The following is a 23,161-nucleotide window of genomic DNA, read 5'->3' on the forward strand; positions in this document are numbered from 1 at the left end:
TTTTAGTTAATTTCCTGCCAGCCTTCGATGGCAGTAATCCCCAGCCCTGGTGCATCAGGAATAAGCAGTTCATTTTTCGTAAAACTTACGCCGCCTATGACAGGGTCTGCAGCTAATAACACTGCCGCATCCAAGTCCGATTTGGTTACAATTCGTTTCCCGGCACTCAAACTGGCGGCCGCTGTTATGCCGACTTTGCTTTCCAGCATGCAGCCCATCATACACTCAACCCCCATGGTTTCAGCCAAATTAGCAATTTTCAGCGCATTATGCAAACCACCTGCTTTCATAAGTTTTATATTAATGAGGTCACAGGCCCGCATTGCCAGCAACTGAAATACCTCATAAGGCCCGAAAGCCGATTCGTCGGCCATAATAGCAGTCTCCACATGATCAGTGACGTACTTAAGCCCTGCAAAATCATACGCCTTCACCGGTTGCTCAATTAACTCAATAGTAAGTCCCATGTCTTCAAAACGACGGATGGTACGTACCGCCTCCTTCGGTTTCCACCCCTGATTGGCATCAAGACGCAACTTAACATCATTACCAACGGCCTGCCTGATGGCTTTTACCCGTTGTATATCTAAGGCCACGTCAGTACCTACTTTGAGTTTTAGTTCCGTAAATCCGTCCTTTACTGCTTCCAGCGAATCGCGCACCATTTCATCCGGTGCATTTACGCTGATGGTCAGGTCGGTAGTCATCTTATTGCAATAGCCGCCAAACAACTTATACAGCGGAATATTATGCAGCTTACCAAATAAATCGTAAACCGCAATATCAACAGCAGCTTTCGCTGAGTTGTTATGTAACATCGCCGTATCGATAGTGGTCATAATTGTTTCAATATTATCCACATCCATGCCAATAAGCTTGGGCCCAATCGTGTCACGAATGGCGGCGATGACCGAATCCTGGCTGTCGCCGGTAATAACTGCGGTAGGCGGAGCATTACCATAACCGATTTCATCTGTATCGGCTATTACCTTGATGATGATATCTTCAGCCGAATTTACCTGACGCAAAGCAGTTTTAAATGGCTTTTTCAGGGTAACGCTGACCTTGCCAATTTTTATTTCACGAATTTTCATACCAAAACCTCCTTGTTTTAATTGTGTTTTATAATTTCCAAGACCAGACAAGCCGCCGTCTTTAGGTCGGAAATGTTGATGCTCTCAGCTTTTGTATGCACATTGGTCATACCAATCGCGATATCTACCGCTGCTATTCCATAGGCATTAAAGACATTGCAATCACTGCCGCCGCCTGTAGAAACCAGTTTGGGCTCAAGTTGCAGCGCCCGCATTGCAACGCTGCATTGCAACACTAGCGGCGTATCAGCAGGCAAGTGAAAAGCAGCATAGCTGCGTTGAATTTCTACTTTGGCTGTACAGCCAAAGCTACGGGTTGCCTCCTCGAAACACGCCTGCATGTGACGACTTTGGGTGTCAAGTTTCTCATTAGACAAACTGCGTGCTTCGGCTATGACTTCCACCTGGTCAGCAACGATATTCGTGGCTGTGCCGCCTTTGATTGTTCCCAAATTGGCTGTCGTATCGACGTCAATCCGCAGCAGCTTCATCCGGTCAATGGCGCGTGCGGCCACCTGAATAGCACTGATACCTTGCTCGGGATACATCCCGGCATGAGCTGCCTTGCCATATACTTGCGCCGAAATAACATCTTTCGCCGGCCCCTGTACCACGATGTTGCCTAGTGGACCATCAGCATCCAAAATAACAGCCTTACGGGCCTGAATTTTACTGTAATCAAGGTTTTTAGCACCAAACATGCCGATCTCTTCGCCAATTGTCAGCACAACTTGCAGCGTTCCATGGGCAATTCCTTGTTCCCGGATTTGCCGGACAGCCTCAAGAATGGCTGCTATTCCCGCTTTATCATCACCGCCTAAGATTGTAGTACCGTCAGAGGTAATTGTATTACCGTTTACAATTGGTTGAATGTTTTCACAAGGTGCTACTGTATCCATGTGACAGCAAAACATCAACGGGTCAGCTGCCTTGGTACCAGACAGAGTCGCAATAATATTACCGGTATTACCTTGTACAGCTACACCGGCTTGGTCGGTTTCAACTGTAAATCCAAGGACTGTCAATTCTTTTTTCATATGCGCAGCGAATGCGGCCTCTTGCAGGGAAGGACTGGCGATCTTAGTTAGTTCAATAAATTGGTCTACCAAACGTTGCGTATTAACATTTTCCAAATAATTCACTCCCAGTTTCGCATCGACATAAAAAACCCAGCAAAATGAACCTCCCGCCAGGAAGGCACATTTTGCTGGGTTTTATTTACGTCTATGCCTATTTATAAGCAGAGCATACATATAGATAAAGCAGCAAAACTAAATAATTCTTATATTCTGTTTTAACTTATTCGCTGCTCGTTTGGAAAATCCTGCAACCGATTGAACAAATTCTTACAACTATTAAAGCTATATAACATTTTTTGCATGCCTTCCTTGCTGAATATTGACAAATTGCTTTTGTGCATCTTTATAGGCAACCAAGATTGCTTTCTGTGAAGAACCGAAATAACGATCTTCGATTTCTTGCCTGATGATATCTGTATCATCTTGGATGTTTTTACCGACAAGTAAATTGCGAATAAATTCATTTGTTACACTAAGGGTAGTTGAGGCATCACATGCTAAAATATCACCAGTTTGTCTATTAATAACAAAACCGATAAAAAATTGTCCAAACTGAATTGTAATTGCATTATTATGCTGTGTTTTTGCACTGCCGGCAATATATATGGTATCTTTCGCAAACATGGTTATCTCCCCTTAATTCAAAAGCATTTTTCATGTTTGCTTTGCAATTCGACAATAGAAAAAATTTTCCTTCCCGCTTTTGTATAATACACTGTATACAATATTTGACCACCATAAGGGGACTATCATCCTCTCTGGTTACTAAATACAGGGGGGTATCGCCATCACAAATTCATGTACCAGCACCGCCGGTTCCTGGCAAGTCATGGCCTCTGACATGATGCAGCAACCCTTCGCTCCACTTTCCAAGATCCCCTTCACGCTGTTACTGGTAATCCCGCCAATAGCAAAAACCGGCAGGGAAACTGCCTGGCAGACTTGCCGCAAAAAGGACAACCCCCGGGGCGGGGTCCCTTTTTTGCAATCTGTGGCAAAAATATGTCCAGCCACGATGTAGGCCGCCCCCAAAGCCTCTGCTTCCTCAGCTTCTGCAACCGAGTGGACCGACGCCCCGACAAGCAGGGAATGTGCTCTCTTCTGATAAGCTCGTAAGGCCGGCAGCGACAATTGCAGATGGGTAAGCTTCATTTTCTCGGCAACCGTGCTGTTTTGATGGAGAATCAGGAGCACTCCATAGCGGTCACATATTTCTTTCACTTTCCAGGCCAGTTGCTCATAGGACGGCAAATCCAAATCTTTTTCCCGCAGCAGTACCGCATAGGGCTTTGCCTGGGCCAATTGCTGAATGCGGTACAGAAAATTTTCCTGACACAGCTTGCGCTGAGTCACACAAATCAACATCTGCGCGCTACACTCTCACATAGTCGGTATAAACCGGTTGGAGCCCTCTGCCAAGAATCATCTGATGAACCTCTGCTACACTGCGTGGATCGGCAATCTCAAATTGCTCATCGCCCTTTTCTTCCTCTTTGTGTCCCCCGACACCAACACTAACCCCGGAGGAGATTTTGGTAGCCGCCATCCCAATGACATGATCGCGAAACCCGGCCCGCTCCCGGGTGGAAATCGTAATTCCGGCAAAAGGCATAAGCAGACGATAAGCCAGCATAACCTGCAATAGTTGTCTTTCGTGAACATCATTAGAGTTGTTCTTCGCATTGTTAACATAGGGCCGCAAGCGGGGAGTCGAAAAGGAAATTTCCGCATGGGGATATTTCTGCTGCAGAAAGTAGGCGTGCAGACCAACAGCAAAAGCGTCCTTCCGAAAGTCATCCAAGCCCAGCAATGCACCGAAAGCTACACCCCGCATGCCTCCCTGCAAAGCCCGCTCCTGGGCATGAAAGCGATACGGATAAATTCGTTTTGGACCACGCAAATGCACCTGCTCATACTTATCCGGATTATATGTCTCCTGATAAACGCAAACAAAGTCGGTCCCGCATTTATGCAGGTACGCATACTCGTCGCTATTTAAGGGGTAAATCTCGATCCCTACTGTTGTGAAATATTTGGCCGCTAATTTGACGGCCTCCCCAATATATTCAACCCCAGACTGATGACGGGATTCGCCGGTAAGCAGTAAAATTTCCTGCAGTCCTGTTGCAGCTATCGTTTTTAACTCTTCTTCGATTTCCTCCAAAGAAAGCTTAGCCCGGTTAATGCGATTGTGGCAGTTAAAGCCACAGTAGACACAATGATTTTCACAATAGTTGGCAATATAAAGCGGCGTAAACATTTGGATAGAGTTACCAAAATGTTTACGGGTCTCTGCAGTGGCTTTCGCCGCCATTTCCTCCAGGCAATCTGTCGCCGCCGGCGACAGAACCGCTCGATAATCATCAATAGAAAGTCTTTCTATCTGTAATGCTCGCTTCACATCTTCGACTGTATAGTGCTGATAATCATATGTTTTCACCAAAGCCGTGACTTTTTCCATTATGTCTGAATCAATAACTTCCATTCCTTCCATATAAGCCATATGATTTGTCTGGCATGTCATCTTCATCACTCCTCCAAAAATCCGGTTAATGGACTGGATGCCTCCGCCTGACCAGTCAAAATACGCCCCAGCCCGGCTAAATACGCTGCCCGCCCTGCCTCAACGGCCTGTTTAAAAGCTCTTGCCATTTGAGCAACATTACCTGAGGTAGCAATAGCCGTATTACACATCACCGCGTCTACCCCCATTTCCATGGCTTCACACGCTTGCGATGGCCGGCCGATTCCCGCATCGACAATGATTGGCAGCTCGATTTCCTCCACTAGAATGCGGATGAAATCTTTTGTACACAGCCCTTTGTTGCTACCGATCGGTGCCCCCAGGGGCATGACTGAAGCCGCCCCGGCATCAACTAATGCACGGGCTACATTCAGATCCGGATACATGTAAGGCATTACAATGAATCCTTCGCTGGCCAGAATCTCCGTGGCCTTGATTGTTTCATAGTTATCTGGCAGCAGGTATTTAGAATCATGAATGACCTCCAGTTTGATAAAGTCCCCGCAGCCTATTTCCCGGGCCAGCCGGGCAATGCGGACAGCTTCCTCGGCGTTTCTGGCACCGGAAGTGTTCGGTAAGAGCGTAATTCCCTTAGGAATGTACTCCAGAATATTCTCCTGACCGCCGACATTGGCACGGCGCAAGGCCAGTGTCACCATTTCCACTTCACCATGTTGTATTACCGCCTGGGTCATTTCCAGTGAAAACTTACCAGATCCCAAAATCAATCGTGACTTAAATTCATGTCCCCTAATCACAAGTTGATCGTTCATCCTAAGCACCTTCCTCATATTTCTTCTATTCCCACTAACAGCCGTAAAATCATATTGGCCTGATGTCCGGCACAAATCTGCACTCTGGGAGCCATTAACCCTGAGCCGATTCCGGCGCCGTTTTCAAGGTCACCACATACATACAGCCGCTTAAGGGGTCTTATTGTTTTGATCAAATTGGAACTTGCAAACCCGGCCATGCCTGAAGCGGCAACAATTTTGATCTCTGGCAGTTTTTCCAAAGCTGTATTCACCAGCATCGCCTTAGCATTTGGTTTATCAAACGCCTCACACAGAATTTCGTAGCCGCAGAACAGTTCTGCCACATTGCCTGCTTCTACCCGTACGGTACGGGTTTCAATTTGAATGAACGGATTAATTTCTGCCAGTTGGCTTTGCAAAGCCAGGGTTTTTGTCATTCCCAGATGACGTATGTAGTAGCATTGCCGGTTCAAATTGCTGGGTTCGACAATATCAAAATCAACCAACAGCAACTGCCCAACGCCAATTCTCGCCAGCATAACCGCAATATTGGAACCCAGCCCTCCTAAGCCGGCAATGGCTACGCGACCCTGTTTCAACTTTTTATGTACTGCCGGCGTATGCCGTGCCATCATCATGCTTTCCAGTTCGTCCTGGGCAGGCATAGTGCCTTTACGGATGATCGTCAAGGAATCCTTTTCCGTCAAAGGACAGTCACTGTCAATCTGAAAGCCATTTAAAATAACAATGTCGGTATCATTTCCCAGCTGCGCCCGTGCTTCAAAAGCGGTACGACAAGCGATCAGGCGCTTTTTCCCATTGACCTCAATCTGCACTTTCAACCACCACCTACAAAGCGAACGATTTCCAAAGTATCTTGTTCTGAAAGCCGAATGCTTTCATACTCTGCTTTAGGGACAATCACCCCGTTGTGCTCCACCGCAATGCTTTTGCAATCAAATTGCTCTGCCGTTAAAAACTCAAATAAAGTCTGCTCTTGTTCCAGCAGAATTACCTTACCGTTTAGTTTCACTACTCCCCCCCCTATTTCTGGCATAAAAAAACACAAAATGAGAATGACACCCTTTCGGTGGTGTCCCCCATTTTGTGCTCTTTTTCAATTTTTAATTAATATAACAATAACACGTTTCATACGACAAATCAAGAGTTCGGTTTTAGTTACTTATAGTATCTTATCTAAGCTGGGCAGCAATATCATATCTACCAATTTCTTTGAGTTTTTCTCTAGCCTCTTCTAATGTTTTTCCGAGCACTGTCTTCTGCATATTCTGCGTAGTTATCAAGACATATTCACCATTGAAATCAGCTATTTGCTCACTCATATCGCTATTTACCCAAATAGTCGGAGCCCCAGACATAGCAATACCCCTCTTTTATTTTGACCTTAACCTTCGACAAAAGTTAACTCTTCCCTGCAAATGCCCTTACATATCAGGAAATTTGTAAATAGTAGTGCGGAAATATATTGACAACCATCCATTAGGTGACTATAATAACGATAATAAAAGAAATTTACCGGTGATGACGGAAAAAAGTAATTCAGTACTTTTCATTCAGAGAGCTAGTGGTTGGTGCGAACTAGTTGAAACTACCGGGTGAAGTTCCTTCCCGAACCGCAGGCTGAAAATTATAGTAGGCTTTGCCGTAATGTCTACGTTACAGACTTAAAGTAGATCTTAGGATTTAAACAGGGTGGTACCGCGGCTTTTTCGCCCCTTAGGTACTTCCCTTTTTTATTTGCTTAAGATCCAAAATGGGTGGTACCACGGTAACTATCGTCCCTCGGCCAGAGGGGCGATTTTTTCACGAAAATCCTATATTTCAGGAGGTTATTATGCATATTCCTTTCATTATTGTTTGCCTGTACATCGTCTTATTATTTTTGATAAGTTATTATGCTAAACGTCGCTCTGCCGGCAGTGCAACAAACTATGTTCTTGCCGGCAGACAGCTTACTACCCCACTCATCACCGTATCGATTGTGGGGCTTGCCGTTGGCGGCGCGTCCACAATCGGTGTAGCCGAGCAAGCCTATAAGGTCGGCCTTTCTGCCGGTTGGTATACCACTGCCTGGGGGCTGGGCGCCATTGCCATGGGTATGCTGGTGGCCAAAAAATATCGTGAATTAAATATCACCACAATCCCCGAATTACTGGGCCGCTATTATGATAACAAAGGAATGATTGCAGGAATTGTCTGCCAAATAGTCATTCAATTGGTGATAATGTCCCTCCAGTACGTAGCTGGCGGCAGTATCCTTTGTGCCCTAATGCCCGAAATTTTCACCCTAACCTCAGGTATGCTGACAAGCGCGGTTGTATTTATTGGTATTACATCCCTTGGTGGCATGTGGTCTGCCAGCTTATCCAATCTTTTAAATGTTAGCTTAAAATATATCGGTATTATCCTCGCCACCATTGTCGGCGTAACCCATGCCGGTGGTCTGGCAAACATTAAGGCCCAGCTGCCAGCCAATGTACCCTACATGGATTTTTTTGACGGTGTCGGCCTTGTAGGCATTATTACCTGGATTGTGGTATTAATAACTGTTAACCTGTCACTGCAAAGCATTATTCAGATATCACTGGGAGCCAAAGACGTACGGACAGCGCAGCGCGGCTTTATTATCGGCGGATTGATGATGCTGCCTATCGGCTTCGTTAGCGCCTTAATGGGAGTCATGGCTAAGTCCATGTTCCCTGATGTCACTCCGGCCTTGGCACTCCCGATGACGATTATGTCCTTAGACCCTGTTCTTGCCGGTATCACTTTGGCTGCGCTGTGGGCAGCCGACGTATCCACTGCCTGCAACCTGCTGCTTAGCTCAGCAACCTTGTTTTCACAGGATATTTATAAAAAATTCTTTAACCCTGCCGTGAGTGAAAAAAGCTTTCTTAGAGTCACCAAAGGGGCTGTAGTATTTCTAGGCTTACTTACCCTGCTGTTAGCCATGACCATCAGCGGTATTATTAATACCCTTATGATCGGCCTTAGCCTTACTGCTGCCTTCAGCGTTATTGTATTATTTACCCTTTTCGCGCCGCGCCTTTGCCGGAAAAATTCCGCCTTTTACACAATATTGACCGGTGTGGCCGTATTAATTTTATGGCAAACCACCCCAGCCATCCGCATCTTCCCCCATGTTATCTATCTTGAGTGGCTGGCCTGCCTTGGCACCTTTTTCTTAACCTATATGCTTGACCGGGCGCCAATAGCCAGCAGTGAATGATTATAGACCTAAATATGCTTTTTCAACCTCAGGGTTTTTTAAAAGATTTTTTCCTGTTCCAGATAAAACAATATGTCCCAATTCAATGACATGAGCATGATAAGCAGTTTCCAAAGCTAAGGCGGCATTTTGCTCAACAAGTAAAATAGTTTTTCCTTGGTTGATAATTTCTTTAATAACACGAAAAACCTCTTCCACCATAATAGGTGCAAGACCCATTGACGGCTCATCCATCAGTAGCAGTTCAGGATTTGCCATTAAAGCCCGCCCCACAACCACCATTTGCTGTTCACCGCCGGAAAGAGTGCCTGCCAATTGGCCAAGGCGATCTTTCAGTTTGGGAAACAAACTGAATACCCAGTCATAATCGCGCTTAATACCGGCTTTATCTTTGCGTGTATAAGCTCCTAATTGCAAATTTTCGGCAGTTGTCATATCAGGGAATACATGTCGACCTTCAGGAATAAGAGAAATTCCCCGCCGAACAATTGCCGCTGGAGAAAGTTGGGAAATATCTTCTCCGTTCCACAATATTTGTCCGGTAGTTGGTTTCAATATTCCAGCAATACAATTTAAAGTCGTTGTTTTACCGGCCCCATTAGCGCCAATCAAGGTAGTTATCTTTCCAGTTTCAGCTCTAAAAGTAATATCATGGAGAACTTCCGTAGCTCCATAACCGGCTTTAATTCCTGTTAATTCAATCATTCATGGCTCCTTCTTTCCCAAATAGGCGCGAATTACTTCGGGGTGAATGCGAATATCTTCCGGATTACCTTCCGCGATTTTTTTACCATGATCCAATACAGAAATAGTATCACATATATTCATGACTAATTTCATGTCATGTTCAATAAGTATGATCGTATAACCGTTCTCACGCAAAGTCGACACAAATTGTAATAAATTTGCTTTTTCCGTGGGGTTCATTCCTGCGGCAGGTTCATCCAGTAAAATCAGTTTGGGTTTTGCTGCTATGGCTCTGGCAAATTCGATTAGCCGCTGCTGACCGTAGGAAAGATTTTTTACAATTTCCGCGGCTTTGGCTTCCAACCCCACAAAGGCCAGTGCTATCAACGCCTCCTCCCTGGTTTTCTTTTCCCAAATACGAGCAAATTCAGTATTTAGGATAATAGAGAAAACAGGCGTAGGAGTATGCACATGTTGACCAATCATAACATTTTCTAAAACTGTCATATTTTTAAACAACCGAATGTTTTGAAAAGTACGGGCAATGCCCATTGATACAAGCTTATGGGGTTTTTGGCGGGGCAAAAGCTTTCCTTTCAATAAAACACTGCCTTGATCAGGACTAATCATCCCGGTTATAACATTAAAGAGTGTTGTTTTACCGGCACCGTTAGGACCGATAATCCCGTGTACTGTACTTGCAGTGACAGAAATTGATACCTTGCTCAATGCCTGCAAGCCGCCAAACCACTTTGAAATATCATTTATGTGAAGCATTGAAGATGTATTCATAAGCTCCTCCTATGGACGTCCTGACGGCTTGACAGTATTTAGCCGTGCAACAATACGTATTTTCCTTTCTTGTATCAGTCCCGCCAATCCCTGAGGCATATAAATCACGGTAAAAATCAGAATAACCCCGTAAATGATCAGTCGATAAGCTTGAAAAGCGCGTAATGCTTCCGATAAAATTGTCAGCATAAATGCCCCGATAACAGCTCCTGAAATAGACCAGCTGCCACCGATGACCGACATACACAAAAATCCCACTGAATCCTCAAAAGTGAAATTATCCGGACTGGCAACGCCTGAAAAACATCCGTATAACGCACCGGCAATTCCGGCATACATCGCACTGATAATAAAGGCTGCTATTTTATAGCGGTTTATCGGTACGCCCATAGCTTCTGCCGCTAATTCATCTTCACGAATGGCAGAAAACGTGCGCCCAATTTTTGATTGCGCAAGACGGTACGCAATATATGTCCCCAGCAGCAGGAAACTCATAATTAGATAATAAAAGTCTTGTTCGGAAGATAGCTTTATGCCAAAAAATTCCGGCAGCGGAATTCCGGTCAGTCCGGCTGCGCCCTTAGTTACTGGCGTCCAATTTAACAAAATCAGGCGAATAATCTCACCGAAGCCAACAGTTGCCAACACCAAATAAGGGCCTGATAATTTCATGGCCGGAATTCCGATAACAGCGCCGCCGACAGCGCAGGTAATCAATACCAACGGCAACGTCAGCCAAAAACTAAATTGCAGATTAAACATGAGAAGCGCCGATACATACGTGCCGATGGCAAAATACCCTGCTTGTCCCATAGATACCTGCCCGGTATAGCCAAAAAGCAAATTCAAGCCAAGAGTTATCAACGTATAAATACCCGCCAAATTAATAATGTGCAAATAGTAATTGTTAGTAAGAACCATTGGCACAAGGCCTATCAGTACAACAACAACTAGAAAAATTTCTTTGGTGCTGCTTAGTACTTTACGCATCAGTACACCACCTAGTTAAACTTTTTGTCTTGTTTTTTGCAAGAATAAACCAGTAGGTTTGAGCCACAATACAAGAATGAGCAGAGCAAAGGTAATTGCATCCCGGTAACCGGAACTAATTTGACCACCGGCTAAAGACTCTACGACTCCCAGAAAGAAGCCCCCCGCTATCGCTCCGGGAATATTTCCCAAGCCACCAATTACTGCGGCGACAAAGCCTTTTAGACCGATGCCCACACCCATATTGAATGTTATAAAAAATACAGGAGCAACTAATATTCCTGCTGCAGCCCCTAAGGCAGAGCTTGCCGCAAAAGCTATTGCATCACTTCTTTCCGCATCAATGCCCATTACGATTGCTGCATAACGGTCTTGCGCCACGGCCCGTAAAGCCCGCCCTTCGTTTGTATATTTTAAAAAAACCTGTAAAATCAACATCAGCAGAATTCCAATAGCAATAATCAAAATGTCTTGTGGTGTAATACTCAACATACTAAATTGGATTGGGTTATTGCTAACAGGCGATGGAATGATTTGGGCATCCGCTCCCCAAATGATAAGCGCTATATTGCGCATAATAATAGCTACGCCCAGTGTAGCGATAACTACGTTAATTTCCGGTGCTTGCCTTTTCTGCAGTGGACGGAGAATGAAGAATTGCACCATAATTCCTATCACAGCCAAGGTAATCATTGAAATACATAATGATACGCTGAAGCCGAAATTCATAATCTGGAAAAAAGTAAAACCAATAAACGCTCCCAGCATTACAATATCACCCTGAGCCCAATTCAATACGCCGGCGGAAGCATATGTCAGGCTAAAACCTAAAGCTACCAGCGCATAAATCGCTCCAATTGGTAATCCATTTAAGATGTATTGCATAAACACTTCTCCTAATACTTTATTTGATGAAGCTTGCCAAACACCTGATTAATTCGTTGAAACGGTTTGAATCAGTTCATAGATATTGCCCTTAATTGCGGTAATTAACAAATGCTTACCGATGTCATTACCCTTGTCATCAAACTGGGGATTTCCCGTAACAAGTTTCAACCCTGTTGTTTTGGCGATAGCATCCCTTAAAGCATCCGGTTTGTTGCTATTTGCTTTCTTTACCGCATCTGCAAGTATATACACTGTATCATACGCTTGAGCAGCATGAGGAATAGGATCTTCCTGATACTGATTTTTGTACTTATTTACAAACTCGCTAACTTTTTGGTCAGGAGAACTCGGCAAGAATGTTTGCGTAAGAATCAGACCTTGTACCGCATCGCCGCCCAATTCAATTAACTTTTGCGCCGCCATTCCGGAAGCACCGAACAGTTGCACATTCAGTCCGAGTTGTTTCGCTTGTTTGGCAATCAGTGCGGCATCGTTATATAATCCCCACATGAAAATAGCTTGCGCTCCGCTGTCTTTAATGGAAAGAAGTTGAGGTTTAAAATCCTTGTCGCCGTTATTATATGTAGACTTATTAGTAAGCTCCAAACCTTCTTTTTGTGCAGCAATAAGCAATAGTTTTTCACCGCTTTGTCCATAATCGTCAGCTGCAGTTAATGTAGCAATTTTCGTTACCTTGGTAACATCCTTGGCATATTTTAGCAGTGCATTTGCCTGAAATTCATCATTAACAGCTGTGCGAAAAACCCACTTATTGCCTTGCTCCGTAATCGAAGCTCCTGTAGATCCTGCTGTAAGCTGGGGAATACCGCTTCTTTGCGTAATAACCATATCTGCCAGGGTTGCCGAGCTGTGAATAGCTCCGATAATTACATTTACTTGTGATTGCTGAATCAGCTTGTTAGTTGCACTGGCTGATTTGGTAGGATTGCCTTCATCATCTTCAAAATAAGCTTCCAATTTCCAGTCACCGGCCAACTTTTGAGCATTAATCTCATCCACCGCCAATTGAATTGCTTTCCGCTGCCCCTGACCTAATTGAGCCGCACCGCCGGATTCAGGACCGATAACGCCGATTTTGAGAACTTTTTGTGATACTGTATTGCTGCATCCGGTTAGCCCTACTAAACTGGTGACGACCAAAAGAACAACCAATATCATCCCGATAATTTTTTTGTTTTTCACGTTTTTTCTCTCCTTTACTTTTTGTTGAACTAATTTTGCTGAAGCTGTAAAATCACCTGAATTAAATGGTTTACCAAATGTTTATGATATTTTTCGCCTTTTTCAGCCGAGGCTTTGCTGGGTTTGCCTGTAGTACCGCCTGCAGCATCAATAGAGTTTCTCATCTCTTTGACAGTGCTGGGAACATAACACAAAGTATCGCCGGTGAAAGACGGATCACAGGAATAAAGAGAATTTTTAAGCACCGGATTGTCAACGGCCTTACTCATATCAACCAAATCCGGATGCCTATACAACATATGAGATGTTTCAATTTCGTCCGAATGACCTACTGATTCAAATTGAAGGTCATCCATAATGTCTTTGGACATAAACGCCGGATCAAATAACACCACTTTTACGCCTAATTGACGTTGTGCTTTTTCAGCAGCCACTTGCATCCAGGCAATATTAACTATACGATGTCCGTTAATGATGACAAACTTTTGAAAGCCGTGAACCTGCAGCGAATCAATAATATCATATAAAACCTCAATCAAAACTTCAGGACGGAAGGTTATCGTTCCCGGAAGCGCCATATGGTGGGGACTCCAACCAAACCAAAGGGGTGGAGCAACAACTGTTTTTGTTTGTTGTGCAGCATCTTCTGCCAGCGTCATAGCTACCATAGTATCAGTCCCTAGTGGCAAATGATAGCCATGTTGTTCCGTACTTCCCACTGGTATAATGATGACATTTTTTCCGTTTTTTCGAAGTTTGTCTAATTCTTTCCATGAATTTTCCTGTAACCAAATACTCAAAATATTTCATCCTCCTCACACCATCTGGCTCCACGTATTTAAAATAGATCCTATAAGGTATACTACTGATTTGGCCAGAGTATCCAAATTCCGGATTACCAAACAACCTGAAAGGCATTTAGCCCGTCTTAGTTGGAAAAATAATAGTAAACTTTGTTCCTTGACCGGTCTCTGATTGTACTTGAATGGTTCCTGCATGCCGCCGTACAATTCCTGCACAAACAGAAAGCCCCAACCCTGTACCGTTGGCTTTCGTGGTAAAGAAAGGGTCAAATATTTTATTCAGGTACTCTTTGCCAATTCCACAGCCACAGTCTTTAACAAATAAGTGAACCATATCGTCCCTGACACTTGTTTCGATAGTAAGGGTTCCATGCCCGCTCATAGCTTCCAGACCATTCCTAACAAGATTCAAAATCAATTGTTTAATTTCTTTGTCATCTAGTAATAGATCGGGACACTCCTTGTCTAACACCATTACTAGTTCAATATCCCGTTTATTTGTATCACTTACTATTAGGGGAGTAATTTGCTTTATAATAGTATTTAAATTTTGCGATTTTCGTTCTATTGCCTTGTTGTTAGCTAGGGAAAGGAAATTGGTAATAAGCTGCTCGACTCGCTCCAATTCATTCAAAACAATAGTAAATTGTTCTATCATATCACTCGGAACCTTTCGGCTAAAAAATTGCAAGTAGCCTTTAATAACCGTCATAGGATTTCTAACTTCATGTGCTACCCCTGCTGCCATTTCATTTACCAGATTGAATCTATCTAATTTTGCTATTTCCGCTTTCATGCGTTCATATTCCGTAATATCGTAAAACACTCCCATAGCACCAATAGTATTTCCGTCTTTATCAAGTATCGGAACGGCATTGGAGACAACCACCCAATCAAGACCGGTTTCAATGCAATTTAATATTTGTTTTCCATTGAGAGCGCTATAACCAGCGGTACTTTCCCAAGCTACTCCCAAACACTCTGAGATATATCTGCCTGATTTACCGATACATTCTTCTTTTTTTAAATCCGGGAGAAATCTTTGAATGAAAGCCGAGTTAATAGTCTCGATAATTCCTTCCTTATTTAATATAAAAATGCCAAGAGGGCATAATTCAATTAATTGGTTTAGTTGTCTAGACCAGCTTTTAACTTCCGATTGGGCCTTTTTCTTTTCATCTATGTCTTGAGCATAAACTATTAAACCGTCTTCTACTGGACACGCCCGGATTTCCAGCCATTTCTTTTGAATAGTAGCAAAGGTTTCAAAACACACCTCTTTACGTTCCGATATTGCCTTATGATATTCATGATCAAATCTATTCCCAATAGCTTCCGGAAATATATCCCATATGACCTTGCCTAAGAGTTCTTCACGGCTATAACCCCATAATACTTCTGCAGCAGAATTAATGTAGGATAATCTCCAATTCTTGTCATACGCATAAATCGGTATACTAATATTTTCAATAATATCGCCAAGCTTTGGTCCGGGATTCTCGCTAAGCATATATTTCTCGCCCTCCTACACACTACCCCAACTTTATCGATACAATATCTGTATGTTAATATATTCCTGGAATATTATCTATTTCCTCCCAATGTATTACAAAAAATGACTATTTTTTTGTAATACTGCAAGATGCAGCAATAAAATTATAATATCACTATAGAAGCCACCTAGTTTTATAGCTAGGTGGCTTTTTGTTGCAATGTGTGTTTTTGTTTGACGGTTACCCTAATTCCAATCCGTTCTAGAGTTTAATCTAAACCGTTATAGCACCCAACTCTTTCTAACTTTTCTCAATCTGGCAAAGCTGGGTTTTATACACTGGAAATCCAGAAATTGGATCACGGTTGTTAAAATCACATACTTCGTTTATATTACCCTCCTGCCATTCGGCAACTTGGATCGGTGTCCCCCCGCCCATATTAGCTTCTACTGAACCGCGTACAACCCGTTCAGTAATGCAGGCATATAATGAAATTTGGCCTCTTGCTGTTTTAACCTTAACTTTATCTCCTTGCGCTATTCCTCTCGCCTTTGCATCATCGGGATGCATAAGTACCTCAGGCTTTGGCTGAAGCTTCACTAACCCGGGTATGTTAAGGTGCTGGGAACGAAAGGTAGAATGAATACGGGCTCCGGTATTCAAGATAAGCGGATACTCACGGTAAACTGCCAAGTTCATCCATAGACGCTTCAAAACAGCCGCGGCCAGAGTGACTGACTAACGCCTCCGGACCATGCTTATCACAAATGGCCAGTATTTTTTCTGTCATGAAGGTTAGAGCTTCATCCCAACTCGCCTGACGAAACTTTCCTTTCCCCCTCAGGCCAGTTCGCAACAATGGCGTTTTAAGCCGATCTGGCGAATATACCACTTCCGCAGCATGTTTACCGCGTACGCATAGCGACCCAAACGGAGCATTGGCGAGCGGCTTAATTTCCGTAAGTCGTTCATTTTCTACTGACACCTCAACAGCACAACCGCCAGGACACACGCCGCATATAGCCGAATGTTTTCTGTTTTTTGAGTTCAAAATCATCACTCCTATCTGTGCGCACGTTGCGCACTTCATATATATTTCACAGAAATACATCGCTCCTGCGATGCGATGTAAGACAACCGACTTACCTCACGCGAAAGCCTCTAGGGGACAACAACATGTCGGTAAATTTAGGATTAGACAGCGCCTGCTATCGAGTGGCCTAGCATAGTCAGGCCATATACGGTAAAGCCTGTTGACTGAATCCGGGTCTGTGGCTGAGTGCGCTGCCGGACAGTATTCCAAGTTCTCATTTCGCTTCATCCGCCTCATCAATAAAGTCCTCAAAGCCGAATATTTTGACATGCAACATAGCCTTTTTCAAAAAGGGATTGCTGCAAAGTTGGGTCTAAACCAGGAAATAGAACTTAGATCAGTGGTGTCAGTGGACCTGTCCCCACGACAGGTCCGAGTCGTACATACGGAAGTTCCTGATGAGTAGGCATGGTCACTTTATAGCCCCCCGACTACTTTGCTGACCACTTCGCAGGTCTACTTTTCGCCGCCTTCCCCGAGCTTCGTACACCTGCAGGATAATCTGCAGATGCACGTCGGAGTATTAGGGATGGTTTGCCAGTATTCAATCCATAGTAGGTTCTTCTCCTACCAATTTAAATGCAGAATTCGGTTTTTCCGCCTGGTTTTATTGCACATTTCTGCGCAGATTGTCCAGGAACAGTGCGCACGCCTCCAAAAGCTGAAAAGCCGGGCGATATTCTTAAAATCTGTAAACTCGCTACGCTCAAACAGTACGGATTTTTTAACGGAATACCGCCCGGATTTTCTCCTGCGGAACGCTTTTTCCGGCAAAGGCCGGGGGGTTACGGGAGTTACGCGGTGTGCCTTCACCCTAACACTCAAATCTTTCTAGCCTAAGTTTCGAGTATAATCCCCGCAAGCATTGGCAATGCTGGATTGTTTTTAAAAATTTGGTCACTACTTCCTTGAACCAACCTTAGATTTAATTCTTTTTAGCGGATCTTTAACTCCTAATAATTTGTAAATTCCAGCATGCTCCGTCTCAGGGCGGCCTGAGACGCGAATATGATGAATGGTGTCATCCGCGCCCGTTAAAATAACAGTTGTTCTTTGGTGTGTCGATAATATGGAACGAATCGTACGCCATTCCTTGTTCATGCTGCCATTTCTCAATGTATGTTCGATGCTGACCAGTAGGTGGTAGGCTAATATGCTGATAAACAAATGAGCCTTCGTGCGTTCTGCTGTCTGGTGGTATACTGGGCGAACGCCCAAATCAGTCTTAAGATCACGAAAAGCTGCCTCTATATGACTTAAAGTCATATACTGATGCCAAATTTCAGAAGCATTCAACGCGGTGTGAGTGGTTTCAATAACATAGCATCCTGTTAGCAAAGAACGTTGTTGGCGTGTAGGCTTTTTATCCCAGTCAATCCGCTCTACTTTACTGTTATTTTCACTGTACACAAGTTGAATGGTGTAATGACGTTGTATCGAAGCATATTTTGCTTTAATTTTGCCAATCCGTTCGCCAACCTTATCAGCTTTGATGATGCTGCCTTTTAAAACGGAACGATTGAGTTTTACCATATCTTCAAGAAAACGTTTTTCCTTTAGTGCATCAATGGCTTGTTCTTTTTCTTCCCTACCTTCACTAAACACTAAAACCCTGCTGGTTTCTGCAAGTTCAATTTTTTTCAGGTATATGGTCTTATTCCGTTTTTGATCTTCCGGCATTTCAAGTTTTTCAAAACTTGCTCTGGCATTTTCAAATTCAGCCTCATATTCTTTTTCTACCTGGCGTCGTTCAATAATGGTATATGAATACCCATACGCTTGCAGAAGTTTAATATTATCCTTTGTTGCAATGCCTCGGTCCATAACAATGGTTGGCAGCATTTTCGGCAGTACGGATTGACTGTCTTGCTGCAATCGCTTCAGAATATCAGCAAGAGTTTCAGGCTCTGACTGATTTCCGCCATATATATGACTAAATACAGGAAACCCTTGGGAGTTTACCGCCAATGCCAGTGTGACTAAAGGACAGTCCGAACATTTCGATTTACACTTGCCACGATGAGCTAACCTGTTGCCAAGGGCATTGCCCTCAAAATAGGTATTGGTAAGGTCATATAAAACAAGCATGGACGTGAACGAGAATAGATTGCCTTCTATTTCGCTAAGTTTACGCTCAATGCGTTCTTTATGTTCATACAAAATATCCGCAATGCCATAAAATGAGTCTTTTCCAAGACCACGCAAGCAAACCTTTGTCATTTCGGGCAAAGAACTATTGTTTTGAAACCAATTCCAAGTGGCATAATCACTCCCGGGAGCGATAAGCCGGCCTAAAACCACAGCTTTAGCTAATGATGCCTCTTTATCATCCAAGCCACACCCAGCCAGAATTTCATCAAACTGGAGTCTTTGCCAAAATGTGTTACCAACAAGCTCGGCCCCTAATGACCGGCTAATACCCGTTTCTACAGAGTTTAAATCAATTTCGGCAATATCGGCTGCCGCCTTTCGTTCCTCTTTCTCCAGTTGTTTATTGGCAATAAAATCATGCCTCTTTATAATTTGATCAGCCAACGCACTTAATTCTGCATTATCCTCAATTATTGACTCTTGGCCTGATAATCGAGTCTCTAAAATAGCGGCCAATTGTTGCCATTGACTTTTAGGAATATCAATAGTGCCAAGATGCATAATGATACGCTGACGAGGACCTTTTTCCGTTTTGTATGCTTCGACTAGCCGATGAGTAATGTATTCTGTTTTGGTTTTTTTATTAATTGTTTTATATGCTCGAATAAACATATTACCATTATAGCGCATGTCAACGGTACGTTCAATATACTATACTAAATTTTAGGTCACTACTTTTTTAACATTGAGTTATCCACACAACAAAATCAAGGCTTGGCGGGATCTAAGTGGCAATTTTGGCTGTTTTTTTACTGTTTTACTCGAAACTTGGGTTAGGGACAAGTAACCTGTCCCCTGTCAGGGATTGCAGCAGAGTTGGGTCTAAACCAGGAAATAGAGCTTAGGTCAGTGGTGTCAGTGGACCTGTCCCCGCGACACGCTATGTCCCCGCGACACGCTATTCTGCTAACGAAGGCTTCCTAAAATGAGTACACATCGTAATTTCGAACACAAAAGCCTTTGTCTTAGGCACTTATCATGGATGTCTGGGACGGCATCATTTACAAGCGCAGGTGTCGGGGGGACAGGTCCGTTGACACACAAATAAGCAAATGGTAAACTCTGGGGGTAGCGGCAAAGATATACTCGAATAAAAATCCAAACGCAGATTTACCACATCATGTATGAATAATAGCTATAGAAACCAATTAGACGCTAAGCGGAACTTATAAAGCTTCTGTGGCTAACTACTAACCTTTTTCCAAAAGGAATTGCAGCAGAGTTGGCTTTAAACCAAGAAATAGTGCTTAGGCCAGTGGTGTCAGTGGACCTGTCCCCGCGACATGTTTAAAGGCTAAGCAGTTAGTAGCCTTTATCGGTATCGACCCCTCAGTTAAGCAATCGGGTAATTTAATCTCGCTCCCGGCTATCATGGTTTTTATTCAAGGAAATCATACTTATAAGTAAGAGATTCAATATCATAAGATTTGGTTTCGATGCATTCAAGTAGCGTTTGGTCAAAAATTGCAAAATTAACACCACTTTTACACATTGTACTTTTATATTCTATTCCGGAAAAGCCAGCACTTTTTATGTAATCACTGATATATTGGGTAGGAAGATAATCTAGTGCACTGTCATGTCTCCTTAGAGGTTTGGAAATTTCATCACCGATTTTTCTAAGGTGTGGCAAGTTAATCGCAAGCAGACTACTATCAATTTGCTGAAATGGGCTAATCTTATCAATAGCTGCTAAATTAACTACCTCAATATCTTTTAGTAATTTAAATTTTCCTACTGTAGCATAATCGTACACTCCGGCACGAGTTTCATGTAGAGTTGTATCAATTGAATCCGCTAAATAAAGGCAACTGATTCCTTCCGGATTTGCTCGACCAGCACTTGCCTTTTTTGCTGGGGGAGCTCCCATCTGTTCTTTATCAAAGCCTTGCCCATCTGTCCAAATTCTTGCTCTATAAAATATATGATCGGCTTTATATTGCTTGCATGCAGATTGAAAAATTGTCTTTATTATTTTAGTATTTATAATATTAGTATGAAATCGATTTTTTTCTTTAATCTCTCTTACAAAATCATTCCATTGGGAAGTACCAAGGATAGAATATTCTTTTAAATATTCTTCGCTTATACTTCCAGCTATACCAACAGGACTATCAAAAAGCTCTGGCTGTTCAGCATATTTTTCAGGAAGTAATGAAATTAAAAATCTATAAATACCATCCGAATCTAAGTTAAATATACTCCATTGCGAGTGAAGAATATTTTTAAGCAAATTAGTTTTATCGCGTGGATAGTCTTTGCCAATATCTTTAATAGGTGTATATATGTCAAGCAGCTCTTCAATATTGTTTTTTAAATATTCATTTTCCTCGTTAATACAAAGAACATATGTATTTTCACAATTACAGAAATCACATTTTCCTTTTTTATTTCCACCTCTGATGATTGCTATTATTTCAGTATCTTTAAAACACCGTACACAGCAGTTCATATCACCCCACCTCATCCAAGTACTTACCAACAAGTTCTAGGTGATGCATCAAAGAGAGTTTTTTTACACTTCCTAGTCCCGGATATGTCTGATTTTTATAATGATCTAAAAATGCTTGTAATCCCATAGTAGGATTAATATCGTTTTTTTCTACCCACTTTGTTAATTTTTCAACAGCTTCATAAAATTTCTTTGCCGGGTTTTGAATATCATCGTTAGAATCAGAAACAAAATGATGAACACGCAAACTTTTATCTTCTGCAAAATAGATAATATGAATAGCCACTGCATACGGGGCAAATCCAGATTCCAAATAATCTTTTCCAATTACAGAATAATCTCCAAATCCTAAAAAGCCTTCGTCCTTATAAAACAGATGATCTTCTGAAAAAAATTCATCATCATTTTTCTGATAATCTGAATTTCGATCGCATTTTTCAAATCTATCTTCAAAAAGGACCTTATGCAAGCGAATTTTTCGTCTAAATTCATCGGGAATAAGAACAAATTGTGGTGCTGTTTTAGAAAAAATTTCAGAATATTCTTCAATACAATCACGGTCGTTACTTATTATAATCCAATCACTTTTCTTGACACCCTTTTTCTGTTCCCAATTTTCTATTTGAGCCGCCGAATGTTTTTTCATAATATATGATTTAGTAATATGCTCATTATCTAACATACTCAGAAATTTCTGTTTGTTTGAATTTTTATCATCATCTCGCATATCACTATTAAATGATCCAACTGCTGGATTGCATACTATTCCAAGTCTTTTTTCTTTTTTAATAAACTCCTCCATCGTCTTTGACAAAGTGGAAGATAATTTAACGGGCTCAATGATTGGGAGAATATGTATGCTGAGTAAAGCATTCTCAACCAATTCGCGCAACGCCAACAATTCATATTGACGTCCTCTTACATAAGGAAAATACATCCCCTTACCCCCTATATTTGTCATTTAAAAATTTTTCTAGTTTTGTATAGTCGCTTTGAGTAGCATTATAAAAATACATAAGCGACTTTAATTCATATGGTACATTTAAAAAATATTCTTTAATAATATGATTTCGCTTTTTCAACAATTTCAATACCATTAAATATACTTCATCTAATGCAATCTTGGAAAACCATTTAAAACATTCATCATAAAAGAAAACTGGTGTTGTTTCTGGCAAATGACCATAATAGTCTAGAATAATACTTTCAAATTCTCGCTTACGTAAGATTTTAAAAAGTGCCTCATAACTTAAACTAACATTATTTTCTTGAGGTTCCTTCCTAAATTGCAAAGTGTTCCTATCTGACAGAATGCATACTCCAACAGGGGTATCTTGTAATATTGCATTTAATTTTTCATAATTATATTCACAAGTAACAACACATACATGATTGAATGCCTTATAGTAGTCAACCAACTGAGTGTTTAACCGTTCAAAGCTATCAAGTTCAGTTTTAATTTCATACACAACTGCTTTACCGTTAATCATTACAAAGTCTGCTTTTGATTTTCCAATAGGTACTTGCGTAAGAGCAGTAGTTGTATTAAGACTATGGCGACCAAGTAACAATTTGTTAAGAAGAGTGTTTTGGTAAAAATATTCGTTACGATAATTTTTTAACATATATTTATATATTTTACTAATTAATTCTCCATTACTTTTGTCCGAATCATCTTTCAGATAGCGTTGAACCACTGTACAATATGTGCCGTTCTTATAATTAGTAACCAAGTCTTCAAAAATATACCGAGTAAAGAGTCTGTTTAAGGCCAAATTGTTACTACTCACAAAACTCCCTCCTTGTATATTAGTAATGTAATTATAACATGAATTATCATTTTGGGTCATATTTTATGAACTCGTTTCAGCATAGCTAAAACATTGGGGATTCTGTTGGAGAGTCCA

At 42.1% G+C, this 23,161-nt stretch carries 23 protein-coding genes and 1 other annotated feature; of the genes, 1 reads left to right on the forward strand and 22 read right to left on the reverse strand.

The features are described 5' to 3' along the window. Positions 1-2 precede the first annotated feature (2 nt). From AC1ECB_RS19220 to AC1ECB_RS19260, 9 genes are all read right to left on the reverse strand, one after another. Positions 3-1,094 carry a dipeptide epimerase gene (locus tag AC1ECB_RS19220; protein WP_485665293.1) on the reverse strand — a complete coding sequence of 364 codons (1,092 nt, stop codon included), beginning with the start codon at positions 1,092-1,094 and terminating at the stop codon, positions 3-5. 17 nt (positions 1,095-1,111) lie between these two features. Continuing rightward, the gene (locus AC1ECB_RS19225; RefSeq protein WP_485665294.1) at positions 1,112-2,227 is read right to left on the reverse strand and encodes a M20/M25/M40 family metallo-hydrolase; all 1,116 of its coding nucleotides are present in this window, start codon (positions 2,225-2,227) and stop codon (positions 1,112-1,114) included. Between the two features lie 228 nt (positions 2,228-2,455). Next, positions 2,456-2,797, reverse strand: coding sequence for a DUF3870 domain-containing protein (locus AC1ECB_RS19230; RefSeq protein ID WP_485665295.1), 342 nt, complete (start codon positions 2,795-2,797; stop codon positions 2,456-2,458). A 141-nt stretch (positions 2,798-2,938) separates the two neighbouring features. Then, positions 2,939-3,538, reverse strand: a complete 600-nt coding sequence (locus AC1ECB_RS19235) for a thiamine phosphate synthase (RefSeq protein ID WP_485665296.1) — start codon at positions 3,536-3,538, stop codon at positions 2,939-2,941. Between the two features lie 7 nt (positions 3,539-3,545). Then, entirely contained in the window at positions 3,546-4,697 is a 1,152-nt protein-coding gene (gene thiH, locus AC1ECB_RS19240) for a 2-iminoacetate synthase ThiH (protein WP_485665297.1), read from the reverse strand. A gap of 5 nt (positions 4,698-4,702) precedes the next feature. Further along, positions 4,703-5,470: a thiazole synthase gene (locus AC1ECB_RS19245; protein WP_485665298.1), complete on the reverse strand. Its 768-nt coding sequence runs from the start codon at positions 5,468-5,470 to the stop codon at positions 4,703-4,705. A gap of 14 nt (positions 5,471-5,484) precedes the next feature. Then, positions 5,485-6,288 (reverse strand): sulfur carrier protein ThiS adenylyltransferase ThiF, encoded by an 804-nt coding sequence (thiF, locus tag AC1ECB_RS19250; RefSeq protein WP_485665299.1) that lies wholly within the window; start codon positions 6,286-6,288, stop codon positions 5,485-5,487. 2 nt (positions 6,289-6,290) lie between these two features. Continuing rightward, positions 6,291-6,485 carry a sulfur carrier protein ThiS gene (gene thiS / locus AC1ECB_RS19255; protein WP_485665300.1) on the reverse strand — a complete coding sequence of 65 codons (195 nt, stop codon included), beginning with the start codon at positions 6,483-6,485 and terminating at the stop codon, positions 6,291-6,293. 160 nt (positions 6,486-6,645) lie between these two features. Then, positions 6,646-6,831: a hypothetical protein gene (locus AC1ECB_RS19260; RefSeq protein WP_485665301.1), complete on the reverse strand. Its 186-nt coding sequence runs from the start codon at positions 6,829-6,831 to the stop codon at positions 6,646-6,648. A 154-nt stretch (positions 6,832-6,985) separates the two neighbouring features. Then, positions 6,986-7,193: a binding site (T-box leader), on the forward strand. 114 nt (positions 7,194-7,307) lie between these two features. On the opposite strand from AC1ECB_RS19260, the gene AC1ECB_RS19265 reads away from it, so the two are divergent. Beyond that, on the forward strand, positions 7,308-8,702 hold the full coding sequence (locus AC1ECB_RS19265; RefSeq protein WP_485665302.1) for a sodium:solute symporter family protein: 1,395 nt from the start codon (positions 7,308-7,310) through the stop codon (positions 8,700-8,702). Here the strand turns inward: AC1ECB_RS19265 and AC1ECB_RS19270 are convergent, their stop codons facing one another. From AC1ECB_RS19270 to AC1ECB_RS19330, 13 genes are all read right to left on the reverse strand, one after another. After that, positions 8,703-9,407 carry an ABC transporter ATP-binding protein gene (locus AC1ECB_RS19270; RefSeq protein WP_485665303.1) on the reverse strand — a complete coding sequence of 235 codons (705 nt, stop codon included), beginning with the start codon at positions 9,405-9,407 and terminating at the stop codon, positions 8,703-8,705. Then, on the reverse strand, positions 9,408-10,181 hold the full coding sequence (locus tag AC1ECB_RS19275; RefSeq protein ID WP_485665304.1) for an ABC transporter ATP-binding protein: 774 nt from the start codon (positions 10,179-10,181) through the stop codon (positions 9,408-9,410). A 9-nt stretch (positions 10,182-10,190) separates the two neighbouring features. Beyond that, entirely contained in the window at positions 10,191-11,171 is a 981-nt protein-coding gene (locus AC1ECB_RS19280; protein ID WP_485665305.1) for a branched-chain amino acid ABC transporter permease, read from the reverse strand. A 15-nt stretch (positions 11,172-11,186) separates the two neighbouring features. Then, positions 11,187-12,056: a branched-chain amino acid ABC transporter permease gene (locus AC1ECB_RS19285; RefSeq protein WP_485665306.1), complete on the reverse strand. Its 870-nt coding sequence runs from the start codon at positions 12,054-12,056 to the stop codon at positions 11,187-11,189. 48 nt (positions 12,057-12,104) lie between these two features. Next, positions 12,105-13,262 carry an ABC transporter substrate-binding protein gene (locus AC1ECB_RS19290; RefSeq protein WP_485665307.1) on the reverse strand — a complete coding sequence of 386 codons (1,158 nt, stop codon included), beginning with the start codon at positions 13,260-13,262 and terminating at the stop codon, positions 12,105-12,107. 29 nt (positions 13,263-13,291) lie between these two features. Further along, entirely contained in the window at positions 13,292-14,062 is a 771-nt protein-coding gene (locus AC1ECB_RS19295) for a creatininase family protein (protein ID WP_485665308.1), read from the reverse strand. A gap of 118 nt (positions 14,063-14,180) precedes the next feature. Beyond that, positions 14,181-15,575, reverse strand: a complete 1,395-nt coding sequence (locus tag AC1ECB_RS19300) for an ATP-binding protein (RefSeq protein WP_485665309.1) — start codon at positions 15,573-15,575, stop codon at positions 14,181-14,183. Between the two features lie 283 nt (positions 15,576-15,858). Further along, positions 15,859-16,257 (reverse strand): molybdopterin dinucleotide binding domain-containing protein, encoded by a 399-nt coding sequence (locus tag AC1ECB_RS19305; RefSeq protein WP_485665310.1) that lies wholly within the window; start codon positions 16,255-16,257, stop codon positions 15,859-15,861. Continuing rightward, positions 16,235-16,609: a molybdopterin-dependent oxidoreductase gene (locus AC1ECB_RS19310; RefSeq protein WP_485665311.1), complete on the reverse strand. Its 375-nt coding sequence runs from the start codon at positions 16,607-16,609 to the stop codon at positions 16,235-16,237. The genes AC1ECB_RS19305 and AC1ECB_RS19310 overlap by 23 nt, the downstream gene beginning before the upstream one ends. 942 nt (positions 16,610-17,551) lie before the next feature. After that, on the reverse strand, positions 17,552-19,432 hold the full coding sequence (locus tag AC1ECB_RS19315; RefSeq protein ID WP_485665312.1) for an IS1634 family transposase: 1,881 nt from the start codon (positions 19,430-19,432) through the stop codon (positions 17,552-17,554). A gap of 748 nt (positions 19,433-20,180) precedes the next feature. Further along, positions 20,181-21,254, reverse strand: a complete 1,074-nt coding sequence (locus tag AC1ECB_RS19320; RefSeq protein ID WP_485665313.1) for an RES family NAD+ phosphorylase — start codon at positions 21,252-21,254, stop codon at positions 20,181-20,183. A gap of 1 nt (position 21,255) precedes the next feature. Further along, positions 21,256-22,191: a sce7725 family protein gene (locus AC1ECB_RS19325; protein WP_485665314.1), complete on the reverse strand. Its 936-nt coding sequence runs from the start codon at positions 22,189-22,191 to the stop codon at positions 21,256-21,258. A 4-nt stretch (positions 22,192-22,195) separates the two neighbouring features. After that, entirely contained in the window at positions 22,196-23,044 is an 849-nt protein-coding gene (locus tag AC1ECB_RS19330; protein WP_485665315.1) for a sce7726 family protein, read from the reverse strand. Positions 23,045-23,161 lie beyond the last annotated feature (117 nt).

The sequence above is a fragment of the Sporomusa sp. 246TCP1 genome (genome assembly GCF_057319775.1).